This is a genomic window from Georgenia sunbinii, from assembly GCF_036421875.1.
In the GTDB taxonomy this organism is placed as follows: Bacteria; Actinomycetota; Actinomycetes; order Actinomycetales; family Actinomycetaceae; genus Georgenia_B; species Georgenia_B sunbinii.
The window spans coordinates 100,752-122,251 of record NZ_JAZGOL010000004.1 but is presented as its reverse complement, the minus strand read 5'-3'; the positions used below and the strand labels follow the sequence as shown (position 1 = coordinate 122,251).

Annotated in this window: 12 protein-coding genes; all 12 read left to right on the top strand. The window is 73.9% G+C overall.

Annotation, left to right across the window (positions count from 1 at the left end):
• The first annotated feature begins 169 nt into the window (after positions 1 to 169).
• The 12 genes from V2J52_RS11605 (at position 170) to V2J52_RS11550 (ending at position 21,494) form a co-directional block, all read left to right on the top strand.
• Positions 170 to 8,026, top strand: coding sequence for a hypothetical protein (locus V2J52_RS11605; protein ID WP_331227874.1), 7,857 nt, complete (start codon positions 170 to 172; stop codon positions 8,024 to 8,026).
• Positions 8,027 to 8,033: 7 nt separating this feature from the next.
• Complete coding sequence (locus V2J52_RS11600) at positions 8,034 to 8,855, top strand: Pvc16 family protein (protein ID WP_331227873.1); 822 nt, start codon at positions 8,034 to 8,036, stop codon at positions 8,853 to 8,855.
• The gene (locus V2J52_RS11595) at positions 8,852 to 10,912 is read left to right on the top strand and encodes an AAA family ATPase (protein ID WP_331227872.1); all 2,061 of its coding nucleotides are present in this window, start codon (positions 8,852 to 8,854) and stop codon (positions 10,910 to 10,912) included. The genes V2J52_RS11600 and V2J52_RS11595 overlap by 4 nt, the downstream gene beginning before the upstream one ends.
• A 125-nt stretch (positions 10,913 to 11,037) precedes the next feature.
• Complete coding sequence (locus V2J52_RS11590; protein ID WP_331228095.1) at positions 11,038 to 11,739, top strand: eCIS core domain-containing protein; 702 nt, start codon at positions 11,038 to 11,040, stop codon at positions 11,737 to 11,739.
• A 131-nt stretch (positions 11,740 to 11,870) separates the two neighbouring features.
• Positions 11,871 to 13,421, top strand: coding sequence for a phage tail sheath family protein (locus tag V2J52_RS11585; RefSeq protein WP_331227871.1), 1,551 nt, complete (start codon positions 11,871 to 11,873; stop codon positions 13,419 to 13,421).
• A 35-nt stretch (positions 13,422 to 13,456) separates the two neighbouring features.
• Positions 13,457 to 13,906: a phage tail protein gene (locus tag V2J52_RS11580; protein ID WP_331227870.1), complete on the top strand. Its 450-nt coding sequence runs from the start codon at positions 13,457 to 13,459 to the stop codon at positions 13,904 to 13,906.
• On the top strand, positions 13,906 to 14,379 hold the full coding sequence (locus V2J52_RS11575; protein WP_331227869.1) for a hypothetical protein: 474 nt from the start codon (positions 13,906 to 13,908) through the stop codon (positions 14,377 to 14,379). The genes V2J52_RS11580 and V2J52_RS11575 overlap by 1 nt, the downstream gene beginning before the upstream one ends.
• Complete coding sequence (locus tag V2J52_RS11570) at positions 14,376 to 14,534, top strand: DUF6760 family protein (RefSeq protein ID WP_331227868.1); 159 nt, start codon at positions 14,376 to 14,378, stop codon at positions 14,532 to 14,534. Before V2J52_RS11575 ends, V2J52_RS11570 begins: the two co-directional genes overlap by 4 nt.
• A 3-nt stretch (positions 14,535 to 14,537) precedes the next feature.
• A complete protein-coding gene (locus V2J52_RS11565) occupies positions 14,538 to 18,395 on the top strand; it encodes a hypothetical protein (protein ID WP_331227867.1) in 3,858 nt (1,285 codons plus the stop codon).
• A 6-nt stretch (positions 18,396 to 18,401) separates the two neighbouring features.
• Positions 18,402 to 18,845 (top strand): phage tail protein, encoded by a 444-nt coding sequence (locus tag V2J52_RS11560; protein ID WP_331227866.1) that lies wholly within the window; start codon positions 18,402 to 18,404, stop codon positions 18,843 to 18,845.
• 8 nt (positions 18,846 to 18,853) lie between these two features.
• Positions 18,854 to 19,657, top strand: a complete 804-nt coding sequence (locus V2J52_RS11555; protein ID WP_331227865.1) for a CIS tube protein — start codon at positions 18,854 to 18,856, stop codon at positions 19,655 to 19,657.
• Positions 19,644 to 21,494: a VgrG-related protein gene (locus tag V2J52_RS11550; protein ID WP_331227864.1), complete on the top strand. Its 1,851-nt coding sequence runs from the start codon at positions 19,644 to 19,646 to the stop codon at positions 21,492 to 21,494. The genes V2J52_RS11555 and V2J52_RS11550 overlap by 14 nt, the downstream gene beginning before the upstream one ends.
• Positions 21,495 to 21,500 lie beyond the last annotated feature (6 nt).

The window sequence follows — 21,500 nt, the reverse complement described above, 5'->3', positions numbered from 1 at the left end:
GGCGCGGGGCACGGGTAGCTCGCGCCGGCCTTGCCCGTTCGTGCGGCACCGGCTGCCCGAACTGCTGACCTGCGTCGGCTGACGCGGCACCGATCGGTTGCCACCGTAGGCACCGTGACGCGAGTGCTCCGCGCTCCGCGCTGGAGGGTGACACGTGAGAAGAGCATGGGTGGCCTCGGTCGCTGGGCTGGGGGTGGTGGGCAGCCTCGCCGTGCCCGCGGTGGTGCCGGGTGCCACGCCGCTGCCGACGGTGGCGACGGTGCTGCCCCCACCGACCGCGGTCGAGCCCCGCGTCATCTTCTCCGGCGCGCCGGCGGCCGCCTCGCCCGAGGACGTCCTCGACGACATCTGGGACGCCGTGCCGGACGGGTCGGGCGAGAGCCGCAAGCGGGTCGATACCCAGGACCCCGCTATCGATGGCATGTTCGGCTTCACGGACCCCTCGTACTCACCGGACGGGAGCCGGGCGGTGTTCGCCACCGTCGTCGACTCCGACGAGCTCGGGGACGGGCAGCGGCTCATGACGGTCGACCTCAGCGATCCCGGGGCGACGCCCGAGCCGCTGCCCTCGGGGTGGACGGACGGGACGTCGGACGACGAGCCGGCCTGGTCCGACGACGGCAGCCGGATCGCCTTCACCCGGGACATCATCGACGAGGGAACCGGTGTGCAGCTGCGGGTGGTCGACGCGGTGACCGGCGAGGTCACCGACCCGCTCGCCGAGCTGGGCCTCACGCACGACGAGGTGTTCGGCCCCTTGGCCGTCGGCTCGCCGGCATGGTCGCCCGACGGGGCGAGGATCGTCTTCGACGTGTCCGGCGAAGGACCCGGCCAGCTGTGGATCCTCGATCTCGAGGAGGAGCTGCTCCTCAACGTCGTCGGGACCGACGGTGAGCCCGTCCTCGGTCACGGTGGGGCGTGGTCCCCCGACGGCTCGCGGCTCGCCCTGCTCGACCAGGGTCTCATCGGCGGGCCGCTGGTGGCGGGCGCGCTCGGGGAGCCCGACACGGCTGCCGGCACCGTGATGATCGATGCCGACGTCGTCTATGGACCGGTGTCCAACGACCCGAGGATCGGGCTGTGGGGCATGCAGGAGCCGGCGTGGTCGCCGGACGGGACCGAGATCGCCGTCGTGGCCGAGAACTACGCGGGCAATGAGGTCACGCTCGGGCTCTACGGGATCGACGTCGCCGCCGGCAACTTCCGCGCGATCAGTGTGGCGTCGCCGGTCCAGGGTGTGCCGTGGGGGGAGCTCGGTGCGGCGGACTACCAGCCGTGGAGCGACCTCGCGGTCGAGCTGACGGCGTCGGCGACGGCGGAGATCGAGGTCGGCGACGTCGTCGACCTCACCGCGACCGTGACGAACAACGGGCCGTCGCCCGCCTGGGGCGCGAGCGTCGAGCTCGAGCTGCCCGGTGCGTCGGAGGGGCTCGACCTCGCGGTCGCCTGGCCCGCGGAGTGCGCCGGCGACGGCGGCTACCGCACGTGCGAGCTCACCGAGCCGCTGGCCCCGGGGGAGTCCGCGGAGCTGACGATCTCGGTGGTGCTCAGCGAGCCCGGCGGGTTGTCGGCCGACGCCCGCGCGACGGCCGTCACGCCGGACCCGCTCACCGCGGACAACGTCGCCACCGTCCTCTTCGAGGTGGACTTCCCGGCCGCGACCGGTATCGAGCCGCGGCTGGCCTTCGGCTACGAGCACGGCGCCTCCCCCGACCGCCGCTACGACGTCGCCGACGTGCTCGCGGCCGATGCCACCGACTTCCGGATCCTCGTCGACGAGGAGGTCGTCGGCGGCGGCGCGACCTACCTCCCGGAGGAGGGCGCGCCGTCGTACTCGCCCGACGGCCGGCGGATCGTGTTCGACAGCGACCCGCACGTCGTGGGTTCCAACGGCAGCAGCGGCGGCCTCGAGGCGGGCCGGACCCTCATGCTGGCGGACGTCGGACCGGGGCCCGGGCGGGCGACGAACGTGCGCCCGCTCGACTACGCGTACGGGCCGAACGACTACGACTCCGACCCGGTGTGGTCGCCGGCCGGTGACCGGGTGGCGTTCAGGCACCGCGACGGCGACGGCTCGGTGGTGCTCGCCGTCGTCGCTGTCGACGTCAGCGGCGCGGTCCTGCAGGAGATCACGCCGGAGGCCTGGGGAGAGGAGTACGCCCTCGGCGAGCTCTCGTGGTCGCCCGACGGCGAACGGCTCGTCGTCGACACCGGCTCCGAGCTCTGGGTGGTGCACGTCGACGACGCCGTCGCGTACCCCATCCTCGTCGACGAGCCGGACTGCGGGACGATGCCCGGCGGGTGCCTGGTGCCGCTGACCGGCGAGGACCCGGCGTGGTCGCCCGACGGCACGCAGATCGCCTTCACCCAGGTGGTGGGCGAGCTCGACGGCGGGGTCTACACGGTGCCGATCGGCGCCGCCGCCGCGGAGTACGTCGTGCCCGCGCCGCAGCGGGTCACCCAGCCGGGTGCCGTGCCCCTCCGGGTCGAGGACCCCACGTGGTCGCTGGACTCCGGCTTCATCACCTTCGTCGGGCGCGACAACGCGGAGGCGCCCGGCACCCTGCTCACCGTGCCCGCCACCGGCGGCGCCCCGACAGTGCTGCGCGAGACCTTCCCCGGCGTGGCGGCCGACGTCACCGACCCGGTCTACCAGCCGTGGGCAGACGTCGGCGTCGAGCTGTCCGGGGGGCCGGGGTACGTCGACCGGCCGTTCGTCGTGAGCGCCACGGTGACGAACGCGGGCCCGTCGCCGGCGTGGGGCACCGCGGTCACCATCGAGGTACCCGCCGTGGCCGCGGGCGCCGCCACCCTCGAGGCGTGGCCGGAGAGCTGCGAGCCCACCGGCGCCACCCTTACGTGCACGCTGGACGCGGAGGCGCTGCCGGTCGGCGCGCCGGTCACGCTCGACGTCGTCCTACGGGTGACCGAGCCGGCCACGTACGCGGTCGAGGCCCGCGTGACCACGCGGTCGACCGACCCGGCGCAGACCGACAACGCCGACGTGCTGAGCATCGGCGTCGCGGCGCTGCCGGACTCGGTGGCCGAGCCGCACCTCGCCTTCACCCGGCAGGCGACCACAGACGCGGTGGACACCAGCGCGGACGTCGCCGATGTGCCCGCGCAGGGCGGCCCGGCCGACGTCGTGCGGCTGCTCGCGCACGAGGCGGTGACGACGGTCGACGGTCAGGTCCTCTACCCCGACGAGAGCCACCCCAGCTATTCCCCGGACGGCCGGTCGCTGGTCTTCAGCGCCGCCCCGCTCGTCGCCGTCTCCGGCGGGGAGGACCTGTCGCCGCAGACCCGCCTCGCCGTCGGTGACCTCGTGCCCGACCCGGTGCCCGGGGGCGACCCTGCCCTGACGAACATCGACTTCCTCGAGTACGACGTCGATGAGCTCGCGGCCGACGAGGAGCCCGTCTGGTCACCGGACGGCAGCCGGATCGCGTTCACCCGCGTGACGGGCTTCGACTACGGGCAGTCCGTCCACGTCCTCGACATCGAGTCCGGGGACGTCCGCGAGGTCACCCTGCCCGATATGGAGGGCGTGGAGACGATGACCCCGAGCTGGTCGCCCGAGGGGGACCGGCTGGTCGTCGAGATGCGGTTCTTCGGCGAGTCGACCGAGCTGTGGATCGTCCACCTCGACCCGGCGGGGGACACCTGGTACCCGGTCGGCACCGTGGCCCCGAGCTGTACCGGCAGCCCGCTCGACTGCCTCTCGCCGTGGCAGGGCTTCGCGCCGGCGTGGTCGCCCGACGGCGGGCAGCTCGCCGCCGGCGACGGGTGGCTGTACGGCAACGGCCCGGACGGCTACTCCGCCATCGAGGTCCTCGACATTCCCGCCGCGCCGTCGGACGGGTTCTACGCCGTCGGCGGCTCGGAGATCCTCGTGGGCACCCCGACCTTCTGGGACGGCGACCTCCCGCCCGGCCAGCTGTACGCCGCCTGGCACCCGGCGTGGTCGCCCGACGGCGCACAGATCTCCTTCGTCGGCCGCGCCACCGGCGAGTCCTACGACGCCATCTCCGTGATCCCGGCTGCCGGGGGCGATCCCGAGGTCCGGGTCGCGGAGTGGAACGACCTGCAGCCCGGGTACTACGCCGACCCCGCCTACCATCCCGCGGCGGGCGACGTCGCGATCACGGTCGACGATCCCGGCGTCGTCGTCACCGACGCCCCCACCGAGCTCACCGCCACGGTGGTCAACGCCGGCCCGGGCCCCGCGTGGGGCGTGACGGTGACCTTCGAGCTGCCGCCCGGGAACGCCGTCGTCGACCTGCCTGCCGGCTGCACCGACGACGGCGACGTCGTCACGTGCGTCCTGCCCGACGCCGTGCCCCCCGGCGGCGAGGTCGACGTCACGGTGACCGTCGCCCTCGGCCGGCCCGGCCCCCAGGACGTCACCGGCGTCGTGACGACGTCGACGTTCGACCTGGACACCGGCGACAACTCCGACGTCGTGACGATCGACGTCCAGCCCCTCGCGCCGGCCACCGGGACCGAGCCGAGGCTCGCCTTCAGCTACGTCGTCGACAACCGCCAAGAGCTGCCCTCCGACGTCGCCGACGTGTTCTGGGCCGACGGCGAGGACTTCCGGGTGATCGCCGACGAGCGGATCACCGACCCCAACGGGCAGCTGCACCGGGCGTGGGAGGAGGATCCGTCCTACTCGCCGGACGGCCGGCAGCTGGTGTTCAGCGCCGAGCGGCAGCTCGACGAGCTCGAGGACGACACCGGTGCACCGGTCTACGAGCTCGACGGGCAGGCGGTCCTCATGGTCGGGCAGACGCGGCCCGGGGCCACCGGCCTGGTGGACGTCGCGCCGCTCGACTACGACCCTCCGGAGGGTGTGCGCGACGTCGAGCCGGCGTGGTCACCGGCCGGGCATAGCATCGCCTTCGTCCGCCACGAGGGCGAAGGATCGCGGCTCGGGCTCGTCGAACCGGCGTCCGGCACCGTCACCTTCCTCGAGGACTTCGCCAACGACGTCAGCATCTTCGCGCCGCGAAACCCGTCGTGGTCGCCGGACGGGAACTACCTCGTCGTCGAGGCCGGCGGCGAGTCGTCCGACCTGTGGCTCATCGACGTCGGTGGGCCGGAGCTGCTCGCGTACCCACTCACCGCGCGGCCGGTGGGGTGCGGAGACTCCGAGTGCGAGCTCCGGCTCGACGGCTGGCTGCCGGCGTGGTCGCCCGACGGTAGCAGCATCGCCTTCGTCTCCAGCTACCTCAACGCCGCGGACGAGTACGTCGACGGGCTGTTCACCGCTGACGTCGTCGACCTCGTCGGCACGGCGGCGCCGCCGGAGCTGATCGCCGGGCTGCCCGAGGACCACGACGAACCGGCCGGCGACGGCGACATCACCGACATCACCGACCCGGCGTGGTCCCTCGACAGCACCTCGGTGGCCTTCGTCGGCAACAGCGGCCCGAACTCGTTCGACGACGTCATCTACACCGTCCCGCGCACCGGAGGAACCCCTGCCGTGCTGCGGGACACGGTCCGGCCGGGGCTCGACCACCGCTTCGCCGATCTCGCCTACCAGCCGTGGGCGGACCTCGGTGTCACGGTGAGCGTGCCGCCGGCCCCGGTGGTCGTGGGGGCACCGGCCCGGGTGACGGCGACCGTCACCAACCACGGCCCGTCGCCCGCGTGGGGCGTGGTCGTGGACATCGACCTGCCGCCCGGCGCCGGCCTCGCCGGCCCGGTGCCGGCCAGCTGCGAGCGCTCCGGCACGCAGCTGACCTGCACCGTGGCCGGGGCGCTGCCTGCGGGGGCGGCCGAGACGTTCACCGTGGATGTCGTCGTCGAGTCCCCGGGCAGCCACCCGACGGCCGCCGGCGTCACGTCGAGCATGATCGACCCGGTCCCGGGCAACGACACCGGCAGCGCCGCCTTCACCGCTGTGGCGCCGGTGCCGCCGGCCCCGGGCGTGGAGCCGCGGCTCGCGTTCAGCTACGGCCCGGACGTCGCGGGTGAGGTGCCGACCGACATCGCCGACGTGTTCTGGGCCGACGGCGAGCAGTTCCGGGTCATCGCCGACGAGCGGGTCGTCGACCCCACCGGCCGCACCCGCTGGGTCACCGAGACCGACCCGTCCTACTCGCCCGACGGGCGACAGATGGTGTTCAGCGCGGCACGGACCGTCGTCGAGGACGGTGGCAGCGGTGGCACGGCGTCTGGGCTCGGCGAGGCGACCCTCATGGTGGGGGAGACGCGGCCGGGCCTCACCGGACTGGTGAACATCGAGCCGCTCGACTACCAGCGGCTCGAGGGCGCCGACGACGTCGACCCCGTCTGGTCTCCCGACGGCTCGCAGATCGCCTTCGTCCGCCGCGCGGGGGAGAACATCTGGCTCGCGGTCGCCGATGTCGCCGGTGGCGAGGTGCGCTACGTCGAGGGGCTCCCGTACTGGATCGACAACCCGTCATGGTCGCCCGACGGCGAACGTCTCGTCGTCGACGCCACCGACGGGCAGGGCAGCATGTGGGTCGTGCACGTCGACCCCGACGGCGACGAGGTGTTCCCGGTGGTCGTCGACCGGCCGGCGTGCGAGGTCAGCGACTGCCCGTCCCTGACCCACGAGCCGTCGTGGTCGCCGGACGGTGCCCGGGTAGCGTTCCTCGACCGGTACCCGACGGCGGGGGGCGAGTGGGTGGACGGCCTGTTCACGGTGGCGCTGCCGGCGGCGCCGGAGGCCGGCGCCTACCAGGCCGGTCCCGCCGAGCTGCTCGTCGGCCCCGATCCGGCGACTACTGAGCCGCTCGACGAGCTCACCACGCTGCGGAGTCCCGCGTGGTCGCTCGACGGCACGTCCCTGGCGTTCGTCGGGCAGGGCGGCGGTGAGGCGGACGCGAGCGTCATCTCCACCATCCCTGCCGGCGGCGGCAGCCCTGAGGTGCTGCGCGACGAGGTCCGCCCTGGCGTCCGGCACGAGTTCGCCGACCTCGTGTACCAGCCGTGGGCGGACGTCGGCGTTACGGTGACCACCTCGGCGCCCACCGCCGAGGTCGGCGAACCGGTCGACGTCACGGTCACCGTGACGAACCACGGGCCCTCGCCCGCCTGGGGGGTGGCGGTGGACGTCGTCCTGCCGGGCGGCGTCGAGCGGGTCGGCCCGCTGCCGGCAGGCTGCGCCGTCGCCGCGGGCGCGCTGACCTGCCGCGGACCGGAGGCGATGCCGGTCGACGCCACGCAGACGTTCAGCTTCACCGTCGAGGCCGGCGCCGCCGGCAACCACCAGACGGTCGCCGAGGTGACCTCGCGGATGATCGACCCGGCACCGGGCAACGACGTCGCCACCGCCGCCTTCGTCGTGGACCCGACCGAACCGACCGAGCCGCCGGAGCAGCCGACGCCGCTGCTCACCGACGTCGTCGTGAGCCTCTCGCTGGACCGGCCGACCGGCTGGGTCGGCGGCGACCCGGTGACCGCGACCGTCGTCGTCACCGCCGAGGGTCCGGCGGGCGCCGCCGACGTCAACGTGACCCTCAGCCACCCGGCGGCGGTCGACGCCACCGGCGCGGATACCTGCAGTGAGGCCGCGCCGTGCTCGCTCGGCACCGTCGCGGCCGGTGCCAGCCGCACCGTCACGGTCGACCTGCTCCCGCTCGAGGCGGGTGACGGGCCGGTGACCGTCGCCGCCACGACGGCCACCCAGGACGTCGACCCGCGCAACAACACCGCCACCGCCGACCTCGAGGTCCGCCAGCCCACGCTCCGGCTGCTGCCGTCGGTGGCGACACCGGGGGAGGCGGTCCTCGCCTACGGCGTCGACTTCCCGCCCGGCGCCGAGCTCACCCTCGAGTGGAGCCGCGGGATCACCCCGTGGGTGCGCCCGGTGACGGTCCGCGAGGACGGCACCGTCCGCTCCCCGCTGCTCATCCTGCGCGGCGACGAGCTCGGCGAACGGCTCGCCACCGCGATCGCGGCCGGCGGGCCCGGTTTCGGTGACGTCGAGGCGCCGCCGATGCTCGTCGTGCCGCGCACCTACTCTCCGCCGAACTTCCTCACCAGGGGGTGAACCGACGATGATCCGGGAGATCGACGACGCGCTGCGCGAGCTGGTGCGGGCACAAGCGCTGGCCGACTCCGACGTCGACGTCGTCTTCGACGCGCCGACGACGGACTGGGCGGCGCGCCGCAACGCCCCGACGGTCAACATATTCCTCTACGACATCCGCGAGGACACCCGGTGGCGCGAGCGCGGCTGGGCGCCGCGCGCCGGCGACGACGGGATCATCGCCGGGCGGGTGCCGGCGCCCCGGCTGTTCAAGCTGTCCTACCTGGTGACCGCGTGGACCTCCCGCCCGGAGGACGAGCACCGGCTGCTCGACAGCCTGCTCGTCACGCTGCTCGGCCAGGAGATCCTGCCGCCGGAGATGCTCGGCGGCGACCTCGAGGGCGTCCGGATCCCGGTCACCGTCGGTATGCCGCCGCCGGAGGACCGCGGCTTCGCCGACGTGTGGTCCTCACTCGGCGGGCAGCTGAAGCCGTCGATCGACGTCGTCCTGACCGCGCCGTTCAGCGCCGGCATGGTGCTGCCGGCCGCGCCGCCGGTGGACGAGCCGATGATCGTGCAGCTGACCGACCGCCGCGACGGCGGCACCGACCGCAGCCGCCAGCACGTGCCGCCGCCGCTGTCGGGCGCCGCGATCGCCCGCGGCGTCGTCGACCCGCCCGGACGGCGCGGCCGGATCGTGCTCGCCACGGCTGGTTCCGACGAGGCAAAGGGCGGCAAGGCCGGTTCCGCCAAGGCTGGTTCCGCCAAGGCCACGGCCGGCAAGGACGACGCCGGCACGACCAAGCCCGCCGCGCCGGCTCGCAAGCGTGGTCCGCGGAAGTCGACGTGACCGACGTCGGCTACCTCGTCGCCCGGCTCGCCGTCGTCGAGCAGCGGGTCCGCGCCCTCGTCGCCGAGCGCCAGGCCACCGACCCCAACCCCACCGACCCGTTCCGCGGGCTGTACTTCAGCGACGAGATGGTCACCCGGCTGCTCGACGCGCCGCCCGGCGCGGTCCGCTGGCCGGTCGACACCACCGCCCGCGCCGCCGCCGAGCAGCTCGCCGACGACGTCGAGGCCCGCGGCGGCCGGGTCCGGCTGCGCGACCTCGCCCGCACCTTCGCCCTCACCGACCTCGACGTCGAGCTGCTCCTCGTTGCCCTCGCCGGGGACCTCGACGTCCGCTTCGAGGCGCTCTACGGCTACCTCGACGACGACGTCACCCGGCGCCGCCCCAGTGTCGCGGTCGCGCTGGCGCTGTGCGGCGTGCCGCTGGCCGCCGCCGACGCCCGCGCCCGGATGCTGCACGGCCCGCTGACGACGTCGCGGCTGCTCGTCGTCGATGACATCGAGCGGCCGTTCGCCGGCCGGCTGCTGCGGGTGCCGGACCGCGTCGTCGGGCACCTGCTCGGTGACGACGCACCAGACCCGGAGGTCCGCCCGCTGCTGCGCGAGGTGCCAGAGGTGCCGTGGGGGGACCCCGCCCCGCTCGCCCGCGCGCTGTCGAGCGGGGTACGGCTGGTCTACCTGCGCGAGCCGGCGACCGGCTCCGGGCGAGCGCTGGCCGTCGGTGCGCTGCGCGCGGCCGGCCACGACGCCCTCCATGTCGACCTCGCCGCGCTCGCCGCTTACCCCGACGCGGGTGAGCTGGCGCGGCTGGTCACCCGGGAGGTCCGGCTGCGCGGCGCCGGGCTCGTCGCCGGGCCGGTCGGCACGCTCTCCGCCGGTCTCCTCGAGCGGCTGACGACGACCGATGCGCCGGTGCTTCTCGTGGGGGACACCAGCTGGGACCCGCAGTGGTCCCCGGACGTCCCGCTGCTGGTCGACGTGCCGGAGAGCACCGTGGCCGAGCGGTCAGCGCTGTGGGCCCACGCGCTCGACGGTGAGGCGTCCGGCGTCGACGAGGTCGCGGCCACCTCCCAGTTCCGGCTGCGCCCCGAGCAGGTGGTGCGCGCCGCCAGCGCCGCACGGGTGCAGGCCCGGCTCGCCGGCGCCACGACCATCGGCGTCGACCACCTGCTCGCCGGAGCACGGGCCGAGAACGGCACCGCGCTCGAGCGGCTCGCCCGGCGGATCCAGCCCGCCGTCGGCTGGCCGGACCTCGTGCTGCCGGAGGGCGTGCTCACCGGGCTGCGGGAGGTCGCTCTACGTGCCCGGCACCGCGAGCAGGTGCTCGGGGACTGGCGGATGCGCCCCGGCGGTGGACGGGGACGCGGCGTCGCGGCGCTGTTCGCCGGGGACTCCGGCACCGGCAAGACGATGTCCGCCGAGGTGGTCGCCCACGACCTGGGCCTGGACCTGTACGTCGTCGACCTGGCGACCGTCGTCGACAAGTACATCGGGGAGACCGAGAAGAACCTCGAACGGATCTTCAGCGCGGCGCAGGGGGTCAACGCGGTGCTGCTGTTCGACGAGGCGGACTCGATCTTCGGCAAGCGCTCGGAGGTCAAGGACGCCCACGACCGCTACGCCAACATCGAGAGCGCCTACCTGCTGCAGCGGCTGGAGAGCTTCGACGGGCTGGCGATCCTCGCCACCAACCTGCGGGCCAACATCGACGACGCCTTCACCCGGCGCCTCGACGTCGTCGTCGACTTCCCGCTGCCCGACGTCGAGCACCGGCGCCGGCTGTGGGACCGCTGCCTGGGCGAGGCCGTGCCGCGGGCCGGTGACCTCGACCTCGCCTTCTGCGCCGGCTCCTTCGAGCTGGCCGGCGGGGCGATCCGCTCCGCGGCGGTCACCGCCGGGTACTTCGCGTCCGCCGACGGTGGCACCGTGACGATGGGCCACCTCATCACCGCGGTGCAGCGCGAGTACCGCAAGCTCGGCCGGCTGACCGTGGCGAGCGAGTTCGGCGACTACTGGCACCTCGTGCGTACCGGCGCCGCCGCGGGCGGGCCGCGCTAGCCGGTGGCACTGGCCCGTTCGGGCACCGCGGGCTTCCCGATGGGATGGACGCCGGCACCTTCAGGCCCGGCCCCGCCGGTGGCACCGTGGCGAGGAACCGGCAACGAGCGACGTCAGGGGTGACGATGCACGACCACGACCACCTGCAGACCGAGACGTCCGCGCCGCCACGGCCGGTCCGCGCGGCCCCGGGTCCCGACGTGCGCCTCATGAGGGCGGCGGTCGCCGGGCGGCCCGACGTCCTCGGTCCGTCGGGCCTGCTGCAGCTGCAGCGGCTGGCCGGCAATGACGCGGCCGGCGAGCTCGTCGAGGAGCGCTCGCCGGTGCTCGACGTCGTCGGCTCCGGCGGCGGCCAGCCGATGGAGACCGGTCTGCGGCGCGAGATGGAGTCACGGCTCGGCAGCGACTTCAGCGACGTCCGCATCCACACCGACACGGCGGCGACGGCGTCGGCCCAGGCGGTCAACGCCCACGCCTACACGGTGGGCTCGAACGTGGTGTTCCAGCGCGACCGGTACGACCCGGCGTCCACGGCCGGCCGCACGATGCTCGCCCACGAGCTCACCCACGTCGTCCAGCAGCGCTCCGGGCCGGTCGACGGCACCGAGACGGGCACCGGGGTCAAGGTGTCCGACCCCGGCGACCGCTTCGAGCGGGAGGCCGCGGCGACGGCGGAGGCGGCGATGGCAGGTCCGGCGCCGGCGCCGGCCGCGGAGGCCGCCGGCGCGAGTCTCGGCGTGCAGCGCGAGGAGGGCGAGGAGCAGCAGCTCCAGGGCCTCTTCGTGCAGCGCGAGGCCGAGGACGAGATCGAGGACACCGCGCCGTAGGCCTGCCCTGCCGCGCTGCCCGTTCGTGCAGCAGGCGCGACCCGCGTTGCCGACCACCGGGCCCTGACCTCACGGGCCGCTTCGCACCACGCTTCTGTCACCCGCTTGCCGGTATTTCCGAAGGAGAGATCATGCCGACCTACCTGTCACCAGGTGTGTACGTCGAGGAGGTCGAGGCAGGCTCTCGACCGATCGAAGGCGTAGGCACCGCCGTCGCGGCCTTCGTGGGCCTGGCGGAGAAAGGGCCCGTGAACGAGCCCACGCTGGTGTCCAACTGGACCCAGTTCGCCGAGACCTTCGGCGACTTCGTCGACGGCTCGTACCTCGCGCACAGCGTCTACGGATACTTCCTCAACGGCGGCGGCAACTGCTACGTCGTACGGATCGGTGCCGGCGGCGGCAACGGGCGGTCGAGCGCGTCGCGCCAGAAGCAGATCAACGGGCCGTCGCAGGCCAAGCTCGGCGGCTACCTCGTCACCGCCAAGACGACGTCGTCGAAGAAGATCAGCGTCACGGTCGCCCAGCCGGAGGACGAGAAGGCCGGCGAGGACAAGTTTCGCCTGGTGGTCAACGTCGACGGCAAGCCCACCGAGACCTACGACGCGGTGTCGACCAAGAAGGGCGCCGACAACGTCGCGACCAAGGTCAGCGCCGAGTCCAAGCTCATCACCATCGAGGAGGTCGCCCAGGGCAGCGCGCTGATGAAGCCGGCCAAGGGCGCCGTCGACCTCGAGGCGCCGGAGCCGGAGCCGGTCCCGCCGTCGACCGACCGTCTGGGGGCCGACGACTACGTCGGTGACGCCGCGGACCGCACCGGATTCGCCGGCCTGGAGGCCGTCGAGGAGGTGACCATGCTTGCGGTGCCGGACCTCATGGCCGCCTACGAGCAGGGTGCCATCGACCTCGAGACGGTGCAGGCGGTGCAGCTGGCGATGATCGCGCACTGCGAGCTCATGGGTGACCGGCTGGCCATCCTCGACCCGCCGCCGAACCTGTCTCCGCAGCAGATCAAGGAGTGGCGGGTCGACGGCGCGGGCTACGACTCCAAGTACGCCGCGCTGTACTGGCCCTACATCAAGGTCTTCGACCCGGCGACCGGCACCAACCGGTTCGTGCCGCCGGCCGGCCACGTCGCTGGGGTGTGGGCGCGCAACGACGACACCCGCGGGGTGCACAAGGCGCCGGCGAACGAGGTGATCCGCGGCGCGATCTCGCTGCAGACCAACATCACCAAGGCCGAGCACGACCTGCTCAACCCGGTCGGGGTCAACTGCGTGCGCAGCTTCCCGGGCCGCGGCATCCGGATCTGGGGCGCCCGCACCCTGTCGAGCGACCCGGCGTGGCGCTACCTCAACGTGCGGCGGCTGTTCAACTATCTCGAGGAGTCCATCCTCATGGGCACCCAGTGGGTGGTGTTCGAGCCGAACGACGACGCGTTGTGGGCGCGCATCGAGCGCACCATCTCCGCGTTCCTCGTCAACGAGTGGCGCAAGGGGGCACTGTTCGGGCTCTCGCCGGACGAGGCGTACTACGTCAAGTGCGACCGGGAGACGAACCCCGCCGAGGGCATCGACGCCGGCCAGGTCATGTGCCAGATCGGAGTGGCGCCGGTGAAGCCGGCCGAGTTCGTCATCTTCCAGCTCGCGCAGTTCTCCGGCGGGGCGAGCCTCGTCTCCGAGTAGTTCCTCGACATCGACAACGAAGGATGTGACAAGCCATGCCACTGCCAGATGCCATGGACCTCGCCCCGGCCTACTCGTTCAGCGTGACCATCGACGGCGTCCAGGTGCCGTACGTGATGGAGGTCAGCGGACTGAAGGCGGAGGTCGACAAGGTCGCCTACCAGCACCAGGCCTCGGACGGGAAGTTCATCACCCGCCAGATGATGGGCCGGCAGAAGCCGGGGGAGTTCAAGATCAAGCGCGGACTCACCGACTCCAAGACCATCACCGACTGGCTCACGCAGATCATGAAGGGTGACCTCGCCGGCTCCCGCAAGACGGCGGCCGTCACCATCTACAGCTCCGACGGTTCTCCGGTGAAGACGCTCAACTACACCAACTGCTGGATCAAGGACGTGGAGATCGGCGGGACGCTCAAAGCTGGCGGCACCGAGCCGATGACCGAGTCCTTCACGGTCTGCTGGGATGAAATGGCGTTCGCCTGATGCGCCGGGGACTGCCAGGTGCGGTGCTGCCCGAGGCGGCTGTCGAGAACGGTGCCGCATCGGGCAGGCCCGAGAACCAGAACCAGAACCAGCGCGGCGAGGCGTTGCGCACCGAGTTCGACTTCGAGCTGCCCCGCGGCTTCCTCGACTCCGACGGCGTGCTGCACCGGTCCGGCACGATGCGGCTGGCCACGGCCCGCGACGAGCTGCTGCCGCTGTACGACGCCCGGGTGCAGGAGAACGCGGCCTTCACCACCGTCGTCCTCCTCGGCCGGGTCATCACCCGGCTCGGGTCGCTGCCGACGGTGGACAGCAACGTCGTGGAGAACATGTTCGCCTCCGACGTCGCGTTCCTCCAGGACCTCTACCGACGGATCAACGCCGAGGGTCACACCCGCGCGGCGGTGACCTGCCCGGAGTGCTCCCACCGGTTCACCCTCGACATCTCGGGTGGCCGCCTGGGGGAATCGTGACGTACGCGCCGGAGAGCATCTACGAGGAAGTCGCGTACGTCGCCTACCACTTCCACTGGCCGCTCGACGACATCCTCGACCTCGAGCACGGTCAACGACTTCGGTACGTCCGGGAGATCGCGCGGATCAACACCCGCCTGTCCGAGGAGGGCTGAGGCATGCGATGGCCCTGGCAGCGCCGGGAGGCCGGCGCGGACGCCGGGCTCGGGCCGGGGGCCGGGCCCGTTGCGGCGCGGCCGCCCGCCCCGCCGACGACGGCTGGACCGAGCCCGAGCGGGTGGGCGTTCCACGCCCCGCTGCAGCGGACCATCGCCACCGAGATGACTCTGCGCGGCATCGGCGCCGGTACCGGCTGGACCACCACCGGCCACCAGCCGGGCTTCACCGGCACGATGTCCCACCTCGTCAGCCCCTCCTCGTACTCCGGGGTGGTCGACGGCGACGGTCGTGGCCTGGGCGACGACACCGCCGGGCCGGTGCCACCGCCGATCACCGCACCGCCGGCAGCCGTCGGCGGCGGCTGGCGGCGGCCGCCGGCTCCGGTCACGACCGACCCAGGACGTCTCGGCAGCCTCACCCGCGCCACTGCGGCGCCCGGCGTGCCGGTGCTGCGGTACGCCATCGACAGCCCTGCGATGCCGCTGGCTCCCGACGCGGCGACCTCGGCCTCGGTCTCGGTCTCGCAGGAGGTTGCGGACCGGGTGTGGTCCGACGAGGCGGCGGCCGACGTCGTCCCCGCCGCACCCGCATGGTCGTCACCGGCACCGATCGGCGACGCCGCTGACGGGCGCGGGCCGGGGTGGGCGAGCCCGGACGTCGCCGACGCCGGCAGCACCGTCGTCGAGATCCCGTTGCCGGCCGGCCGGCCGGTGGACCTCGCGCCGGCGCCACCGGTGCAACGCAGCGAGGTGAGCCACCGCCGGCTCGGCCTCGGCGCGCCGCTGACCAGCGTCGACACCCCGGTGCGGCGCGGCGCTGACCGACGTCCGCAGGACAGCGGGGCGACCACCGCCCCATCGAGCCCCGCCCCATCGAACCCCGCGGGGCCGGCGGTCGCCGGGTCGCCCGCGGTGTCGCGAGCCGCGAGCTCACCGGTCAGGGAGCCGGGAACGTCCGAGCCGGCCGAGACGAACGGCGCGGTCGCCGCTGTGGCGGGCCGCGCGAGCGTGACCACCCCCGAGGGCGTCGGCGCGGACGGCGCGGGGCAACGAGCGGGCGGGGCTGGACCCGTGGGCGGGCGGGTCCGGCCGGCCGCCGTCGCCGCGTCCGACGAGCCGGTGCAGCGCGCTGCGGCCGACGGCGACGTCGGGGGGACGGCGGCAGCGCCTGGCGCGGCCTCGCTGCTCGGTGACCGGCACGGCGGCAGGGCGACGGGAGTGGAGGCGCCTGCGCCGTCGACGTCCGTCCAGAGCGCGCCGGCCATGCCGCTGCCGCCGGGCGCCGCGACCGCCTCGCACGACCCGCAGGGCGCCACCGCAGCGAGTCCTGACCACAGCGAGCCACCGGTTGCGCCGGCCCCGGTTGCGCCGGGCATCGTCGTACCGGCACCCACCGGGAGCGCGGACGCGATCATCAGCGCCGAGCCGTCGGGTCCGACGAGCTCGACGAACGACGGTGCGAGCGAGGCGGCGGTGGTGCAGCGCGCCACGGCGGACCCGGCGGCGCCGTCACACCCAGGTGCGGTCACCACCGAGGCCGGCACCACGCTCGGCGATGGCACGGTGCTCGAGGTTGGGACGGACGGTGCCGACGGCGACGGCGACGGCGACGGCGGCGGTGGTGGCGGTGGCGGTGGCGGTGATGGTGCCGGCGGTGGCCACTCCGCCACCGTGCAACGGACAGCGGCCCTCCTCGGCGACGGGTCCGGCGACGGCGACGGCGACAATCGCTCGGATGCCGGTAGTGACTCGCCGGCTGCCCCGGTGCTCACCGGCGGCACACCGCTGCCGCTTGCGCCGTCCGCCACGCACGCGGCTGCCGGCTCGGCGGTCGCCGCAGCTGCTGGACCGGCGGCGCCGTCTCCGTCGCCATCCGAGACGACCGCCGCGGCCGCCGACCCGGTGACGGCGAGCGACGCCACGCCGCTGAACGAGGCCGGGACTGCCACGGCGCCCGGTGCCGGGGCGCCCGGGGCTGGCTCGACGTCGTCCCGGCCCGCGTTGCCGACGTCCGGTGCGGGGCCAGCCGTGCAGCGTGCGACCACCGTCGTCGACGGGGAGGTCGCGACGACCGGCGCCCACGCCTCCTCGGCCTCCGTGCCCGGTGTCTCGGCTGCCGCCGGGAGCGTGCCGGTCGGCGATGACGGCGCGGTCCTCTCGGCCGTGCCGCACGGAACCGACGCCGAGTCCGGTCCCGCGTACCGCAGCGAGACGCCCGCCCTGCCGGTCGCGCGCGAGGCGCTCGGTTCGACGGCCGGCCGCGATCCTGTGGTGGCCCGCGCGGCAACGGGCGACGGCGGCGGGTCGGTGGCTTCCACGCGGCCGCCGCTCGGTGGCCCCACCACCGGCGCCAGCCCCTCCGGCAGCGGCCAGCGCAGTGGCCTGACGAGCGGCGGGGGAGTGTCCGTGGGACCGCCCGTGGCACGGCCACTCCCAGCGCAGCGCAGTGTCCGGCCCGGCAGTCTCGACCCGGCCCTCGGCGTCCCGGTGGGCCGCGCCGCCGCGGCGGCCACGTCAAGGCCGGCCGAGCCGCGGTCAGGTGCGCCACGGTCGGCACCGCCGGCGTTGCCGGTAGCCGCGACCTCAGGAACGACGCCGGCAGCGCCCTCGGCGGGGGCCGTGCCGGTGGCGCAGCGGATGTCGACCGACACCGCGCCAACCGTCGGCGCCGCCCCGAGCGACAGGCAGAACCGGCCCGCGACCGAGAGGAGCCCGGCCGACGCTGCCGACGACGTCGGCGGCCGGTCGGTCGAGGTCGCCACGGTCGGCCACGGCGCGCAGGTCTCGCGGCTGGCCGAGACCGCGGCACCACCCGCCGAGCCCCAGCTGCGACCGGCCGGTACCGCCCCGCTCACCTTCGCGATGCCGGCGCAGTCCGCGGATCTCGCCGCCGGCGGCGCGGCGGCGGACGCACCGGGCGGGGCGGGCGGTGCGCCGGGGAGCGCACCGGGCGCGGCGGGCGGCGCGGTCCGGGAACCGGCTGCGAGCACCGGCCGAACCTCGGCCGCGACCGGCGCCGACGAGCCGGCGGCGAACGCCGGCCGGGGAGCGGCTGCCAGCACCGGTCCGAGGGCGCCGGTCGTCTCCCGGGCGGTCGCGAACGGCGTCCGACCGCTGCCCTGGCGCACCATCGGCGCGCCCCACCAGCGCGTGCCGCTCGGCACGGTGGGAACGCGTGGCGAGCGGCCGGCGACCCAGCGCAGCGTGGCCAGCACCCTCCCGAGCACCGCCCCGACCGCCCTCCCGACCACTGCCCCGACTGCTGCTTCGACCACCGCCTCGACCACCACCATCCGCGCCGACGGTGCGACCGCGGTCCTCGCGGGGCGGGGGCCGACCGTCCGCTCGGCCGACACTCTCGCCGGGCGGGGGCCCGGACCGGTGATGACCGCGCTCGACGCCGCCGCGCCACCCGTCGAGCTGCCGGCGGACGTCCGCTACGAGGCCGCGTGGCCACCGGTCGCCACCAGCGTGCAGCGCGCCTTCGTCGTCGGCCAGGTGGACTCCTCGACCCCGTCGCGCCGGCGGGGCCTTGCCGGCCACCGGCGCCGCGCGAGGATGCCGTTGGTGCCCACCGTGCCCGAGCAGGCCGACGACGTCGTCGCGCCACCGGCGGAGCAGGGCACCGAGTCCGGCGAGGGCGGCGGCATGGTGATCGACGACGTCCAGACCGAGGTCGTCCCGCCGTCGCCGGACGCGACGGCGACCGCCGCTCCCGCCGCAGGTCCCGCCGCCGCGATGGACGCCACCGAGCTGGCGGGCCTGGCGGACGCCCTGTTCCAACCACTGCTGCGCCGTGTCCGGCACGAGATCCTGCTGGACCGGGAACGCCGCGGCCTACGCACGGACCGGAGGTGAGGGGCAATGACCACGCTGGCTGAGGTCGACACGGCCATCTCGGTGCAGTACGTCGTCAAGATCGACGACCAGAGCCTCGGCTCGTTCAGCAGCTGCGAGGGCCTGGGCTGCGAGGTGGTGATCGAGACCCGCGAGGAGGGTGGCAACAACGCCTTCGTGTGGCAGCTGCCCACCCGGATCAAGTACACCAACATCAAGCTCACTCGACCGCTGGGCGCCGACACCAGCAAGATCGCCAGCTGGATCGCCGGCGTCGCACGGGGCTACACCCGCTCCACCGCCACCATCCAGGCGAAGAGCTCCAACGGCGCCGTCGTCGCCCAGTGGCAGCTCACCGGCGTCGTGCCGGTGCGGTGGACGGGCCCGGCGCTCTCCGGGGACCAGGCCAAGGTGCTGACCGAGACGATCGAGATCGCCCATCACGGCTTCCTCGACACGGGTGGAAGGTAGGACCGGCGATGGCCAAGGTCGGTTTCGACGCCGCGACCGCGACGTCCGGGGCGGGTGCGCCCACCAAGTTCGAGAAGGCGTACCTGCAGCTCTACGAGCCCTCCCGGGACGGCTCGTTGGCCAAGCCCGGTGGGCCGCTCGGGCGGGTGGAGTTCCAGTTCAACCCCCGGGAGCTGACCGTCGGGAAGTCGGCGAGCTGGGCGCGCGCCACCGGCACCGGCAACACCCGCAGCGGACCGCCGCAGTACAACGGGCCGCTGCCGTCCAAGCTCAACCTGGAGATGTTCCTCGACGCCTCGGACACCCAGAACGACTCCGTCGTCAAGACCGTCGAGCTGCTCCTCGGGTGCTGCGTGCCGACGAGCGCCTCGCACGCCCAGAACCGGGACTCCCCGCCCTGGGTGGTGTTCCGCTGGGGCGGGATCACCGGCTTCCTCGCCTACATCTCCAGCGTCTCGGCCAAGTACTCCCTCTTCACCAGCAGCGGCGTGCCGATCCGCGCCGTCGTCACCGTCGTGCTCGAGGAGCTCGCCGGGGACCCACCTGGGCAGAACCCGACCTCCGGCGGCCTGGTGCCGCGCCGGATCCACGTGATGTCCGAGGGCGACACCCTTCCCGGCCTTGCCTACCGGGAGTACGGCAAGCCGGAGATGTGGCGCGACCTCGCGCTGGCCAACGGCATCGACGACCCGTTCCGGATCCGGCTCGGCAGCACCGTCCTGCTGCCGGCCGCCGAGGAGCTCATGGCCCAGCGGCGCCCCGCACGCACGACGACGCCGTCATCCCGGGAGGTGCACCATGCCGCTCGGTGAGGCGACCGCCAACGCCGTCGTCGTGAAGATCGACGGCTCCCCGCTGGCCCCGAACATGCGCGACCTGCTCGTCTCCGCGTACGTCGACGACTCCGTCCACCTGCCCGGCCTGTTCGTGCTGCGCTTCAGCGACCCGGAGCACGACGTCCTGCCCGGGATCCGCGCGAAGATCGGCAGCCAGGTGTCGGTCGCGGTCCAGCAGAGCGGTCAGGGCACCCCGGTCGAGCTCATCGACGGCGACATCACCGCGCTGGAGGAGGAGATCGACTCGCGCGGGGTGTTCACCACGATCCGCGGGCTCGACGTCCGTTACCGGCTCCAGTCGGGTGCCGGCGCCACCGCCTACGCCAACATGTCCGTCACCGACATCGTCACACGAACCATCCAGGAGGCGGGCCTGCAGAGCCAGGTCGGCAGCTTCACCACCCAGCACGCGCACCTCGCCAAGGACATGGAGTCCAGCTGGGACTTCCTGTGCCGGCTCGCCCGCGGCGTCGGGGCGCTCACGTGGGTCACCGGACGCACGGTCCACTTCGCCGCCCCGCCGGCGGCGGCCACCGCCACCTCCGGCACCGACGCTGGCACCGACCCGAAGGTGATCCAGCGGGGCACGAACCTCATCTCGCTGCGCGCGACGGTCACCGGCTCGGGACAGGTGCCGAAGGTCGAGGCGCGTGGCTGGGACCCCCGCCAGAAGCAGGCGACCACCGCGGCGGGCCAGGTGAGGACCGCGAGCGTCGCGATCCAGCCGGCGCCGGCCGTGCTGGCGAGCGCGCTCGGCGGGACGGGGCACGTCGTCGGGCGCAGCACGCTCGCGCTGGCGGCGACGACGCGCAAGCTGGCCGAGACCACGGCGGCGGTGCGCGCGGGCGGCTACGCCGAGATCGAGGGTGTGGTCCGGGGCAACCCGGTGCTGCGGGCCGGCACACCGGTCAACGTCGTCGAGGTCGGGCCGTCGTTCTCCGGCAAGTACGTGCTGACCGCGGTGCGCCACGAGATCGACCCGGTCGACGGGTACCGGACGACGTTCACCGCCGCCGACTTTTCCGACCGTTCGGTGTACGGCCTCATCAGCGGCGGCGGAGCCGTGGGCCCCGGGTCGGACCAGCCGCACCGCAGCGTCCTCACCGCCGTGGTCACCAACGTCAAGGACCCCGACGGGCTGGGCCGGGTCAAGGTCAAGTTCCCGGTGTTCTCCGACGAGTACGAGAGCTGGTGGGCCCGGCCGGTGCAGCTGGGCGCCGGCAACGGGCGGGGCACGTCCTGGTTGCCCGAGGTGAACGACGAGGTGCTCGTCGCCTTCGGCCAGGGCTCGTTCGACGAGCCGTACGTCCTCGGCGGGTTGTACAACGGCCTCGACAAGGCGGGCCAGGGCTGGGCCGCCCACGTGACCAGCAGCGACGGCACCGTGAAACGACGGGCGTTCACCTCGCGCAACGGCATGGTCCTGGAGTTCATCGAGGACGGCCAGAACGACACCCTCACCGTCGCCACCAACGACGGCGCGCAGCACCTGACCCTCACCCAGACGGGGTCGAAGGGCATCGTGCTGGTCTCGCAAGGGCCGCTCGACGTCACCGCGGAGCAGAACATCACCGTCACCGGCAAGCAGAACATCTCGATGTCGACCAGCACCGGCGACTTCTCGGTCAAGGCGGTGAACGTGTCCATCGAGGCGACGGCCAACGCCACAGTCAAGGGCGCGCAGGTCGTCGCCGAGGGCCAGGCCACTGCCGAGGTCAAGGCGGCGGCCGTGAAGATCAACGGCCAGGCCACCGCGGAGCTCGCCGCCAGCGGCGTCACCACCGTCCGCGGCGCGATGGTCAAGATCAACTAGCGCGAG

What these genes read in the sequence shown, in the direction of transcription:
- V2J52_RS11560 (WP_331227866.1), top strand. Translation starts at nt 18,402, where the DNA reads ATGACCACGCTGGCTGAGGTCGACACGGCCATCTCGGTGCAGTACGTC.
- V2J52_RS11580 (WP_331227870.1), top strand. Translation starts at nt 13,457, where the DNA reads ATGCCACTGCCAGATGCCATGGACCTCGCCCCGGCCTACTCGTTCAGC.
- V2J52_RS11550 (WP_331227864.1), top strand. Translation starts at nt 19,644, where the DNA reads ATGCCGCTCGGTGAGGCGACCGCCAACGCCGTCGTCGTGAAGATCGAC.
- V2J52_RS11565 (WP_331227867.1), top strand. Translation starts at nt 14,538, where the DNA reads ATGCGATGGCCCTGGCAGCGCCGGGAGGCCGGCGCGGACGCCGGGCTC.
- V2J52_RS11590 (WP_331228095.1), top strand. Translation starts at nt 11,038, where the DNA reads ATGCACGACCACGACCACCTGCAGACCGAGACGTCCGCGCCGCCACGG.
- V2J52_RS11585 (WP_331227871.1), top strand. Translation starts at nt 11,871, where the DNA reads ATGCCGACCTACCTGTCACCAGGTGTGTACGTCGAGGAGGTCGAGGCA.
- V2J52_RS11600 (WP_331227873.1), top strand. Translation starts at nt 8,034, where the DNA reads ATGATCCGGGAGATCGACGACGCGCTGCGCGAGCTGGTGCGGGCACAA.
- V2J52_RS11575 (WP_331227869.1), top strand. Translation starts at nt 13,906, where the DNA reads ATGCGCCGGGGACTGCCAGGTGCGGTGCTGCCCGAGGCGGCTGTCGAG.
- V2J52_RS11555 (WP_331227865.1), top strand. Translation starts at nt 18,854, where the DNA reads ATGGCCAAGGTCGGTTTCGACGCCGCGACCGCGACGTCCGGGGCGGGT.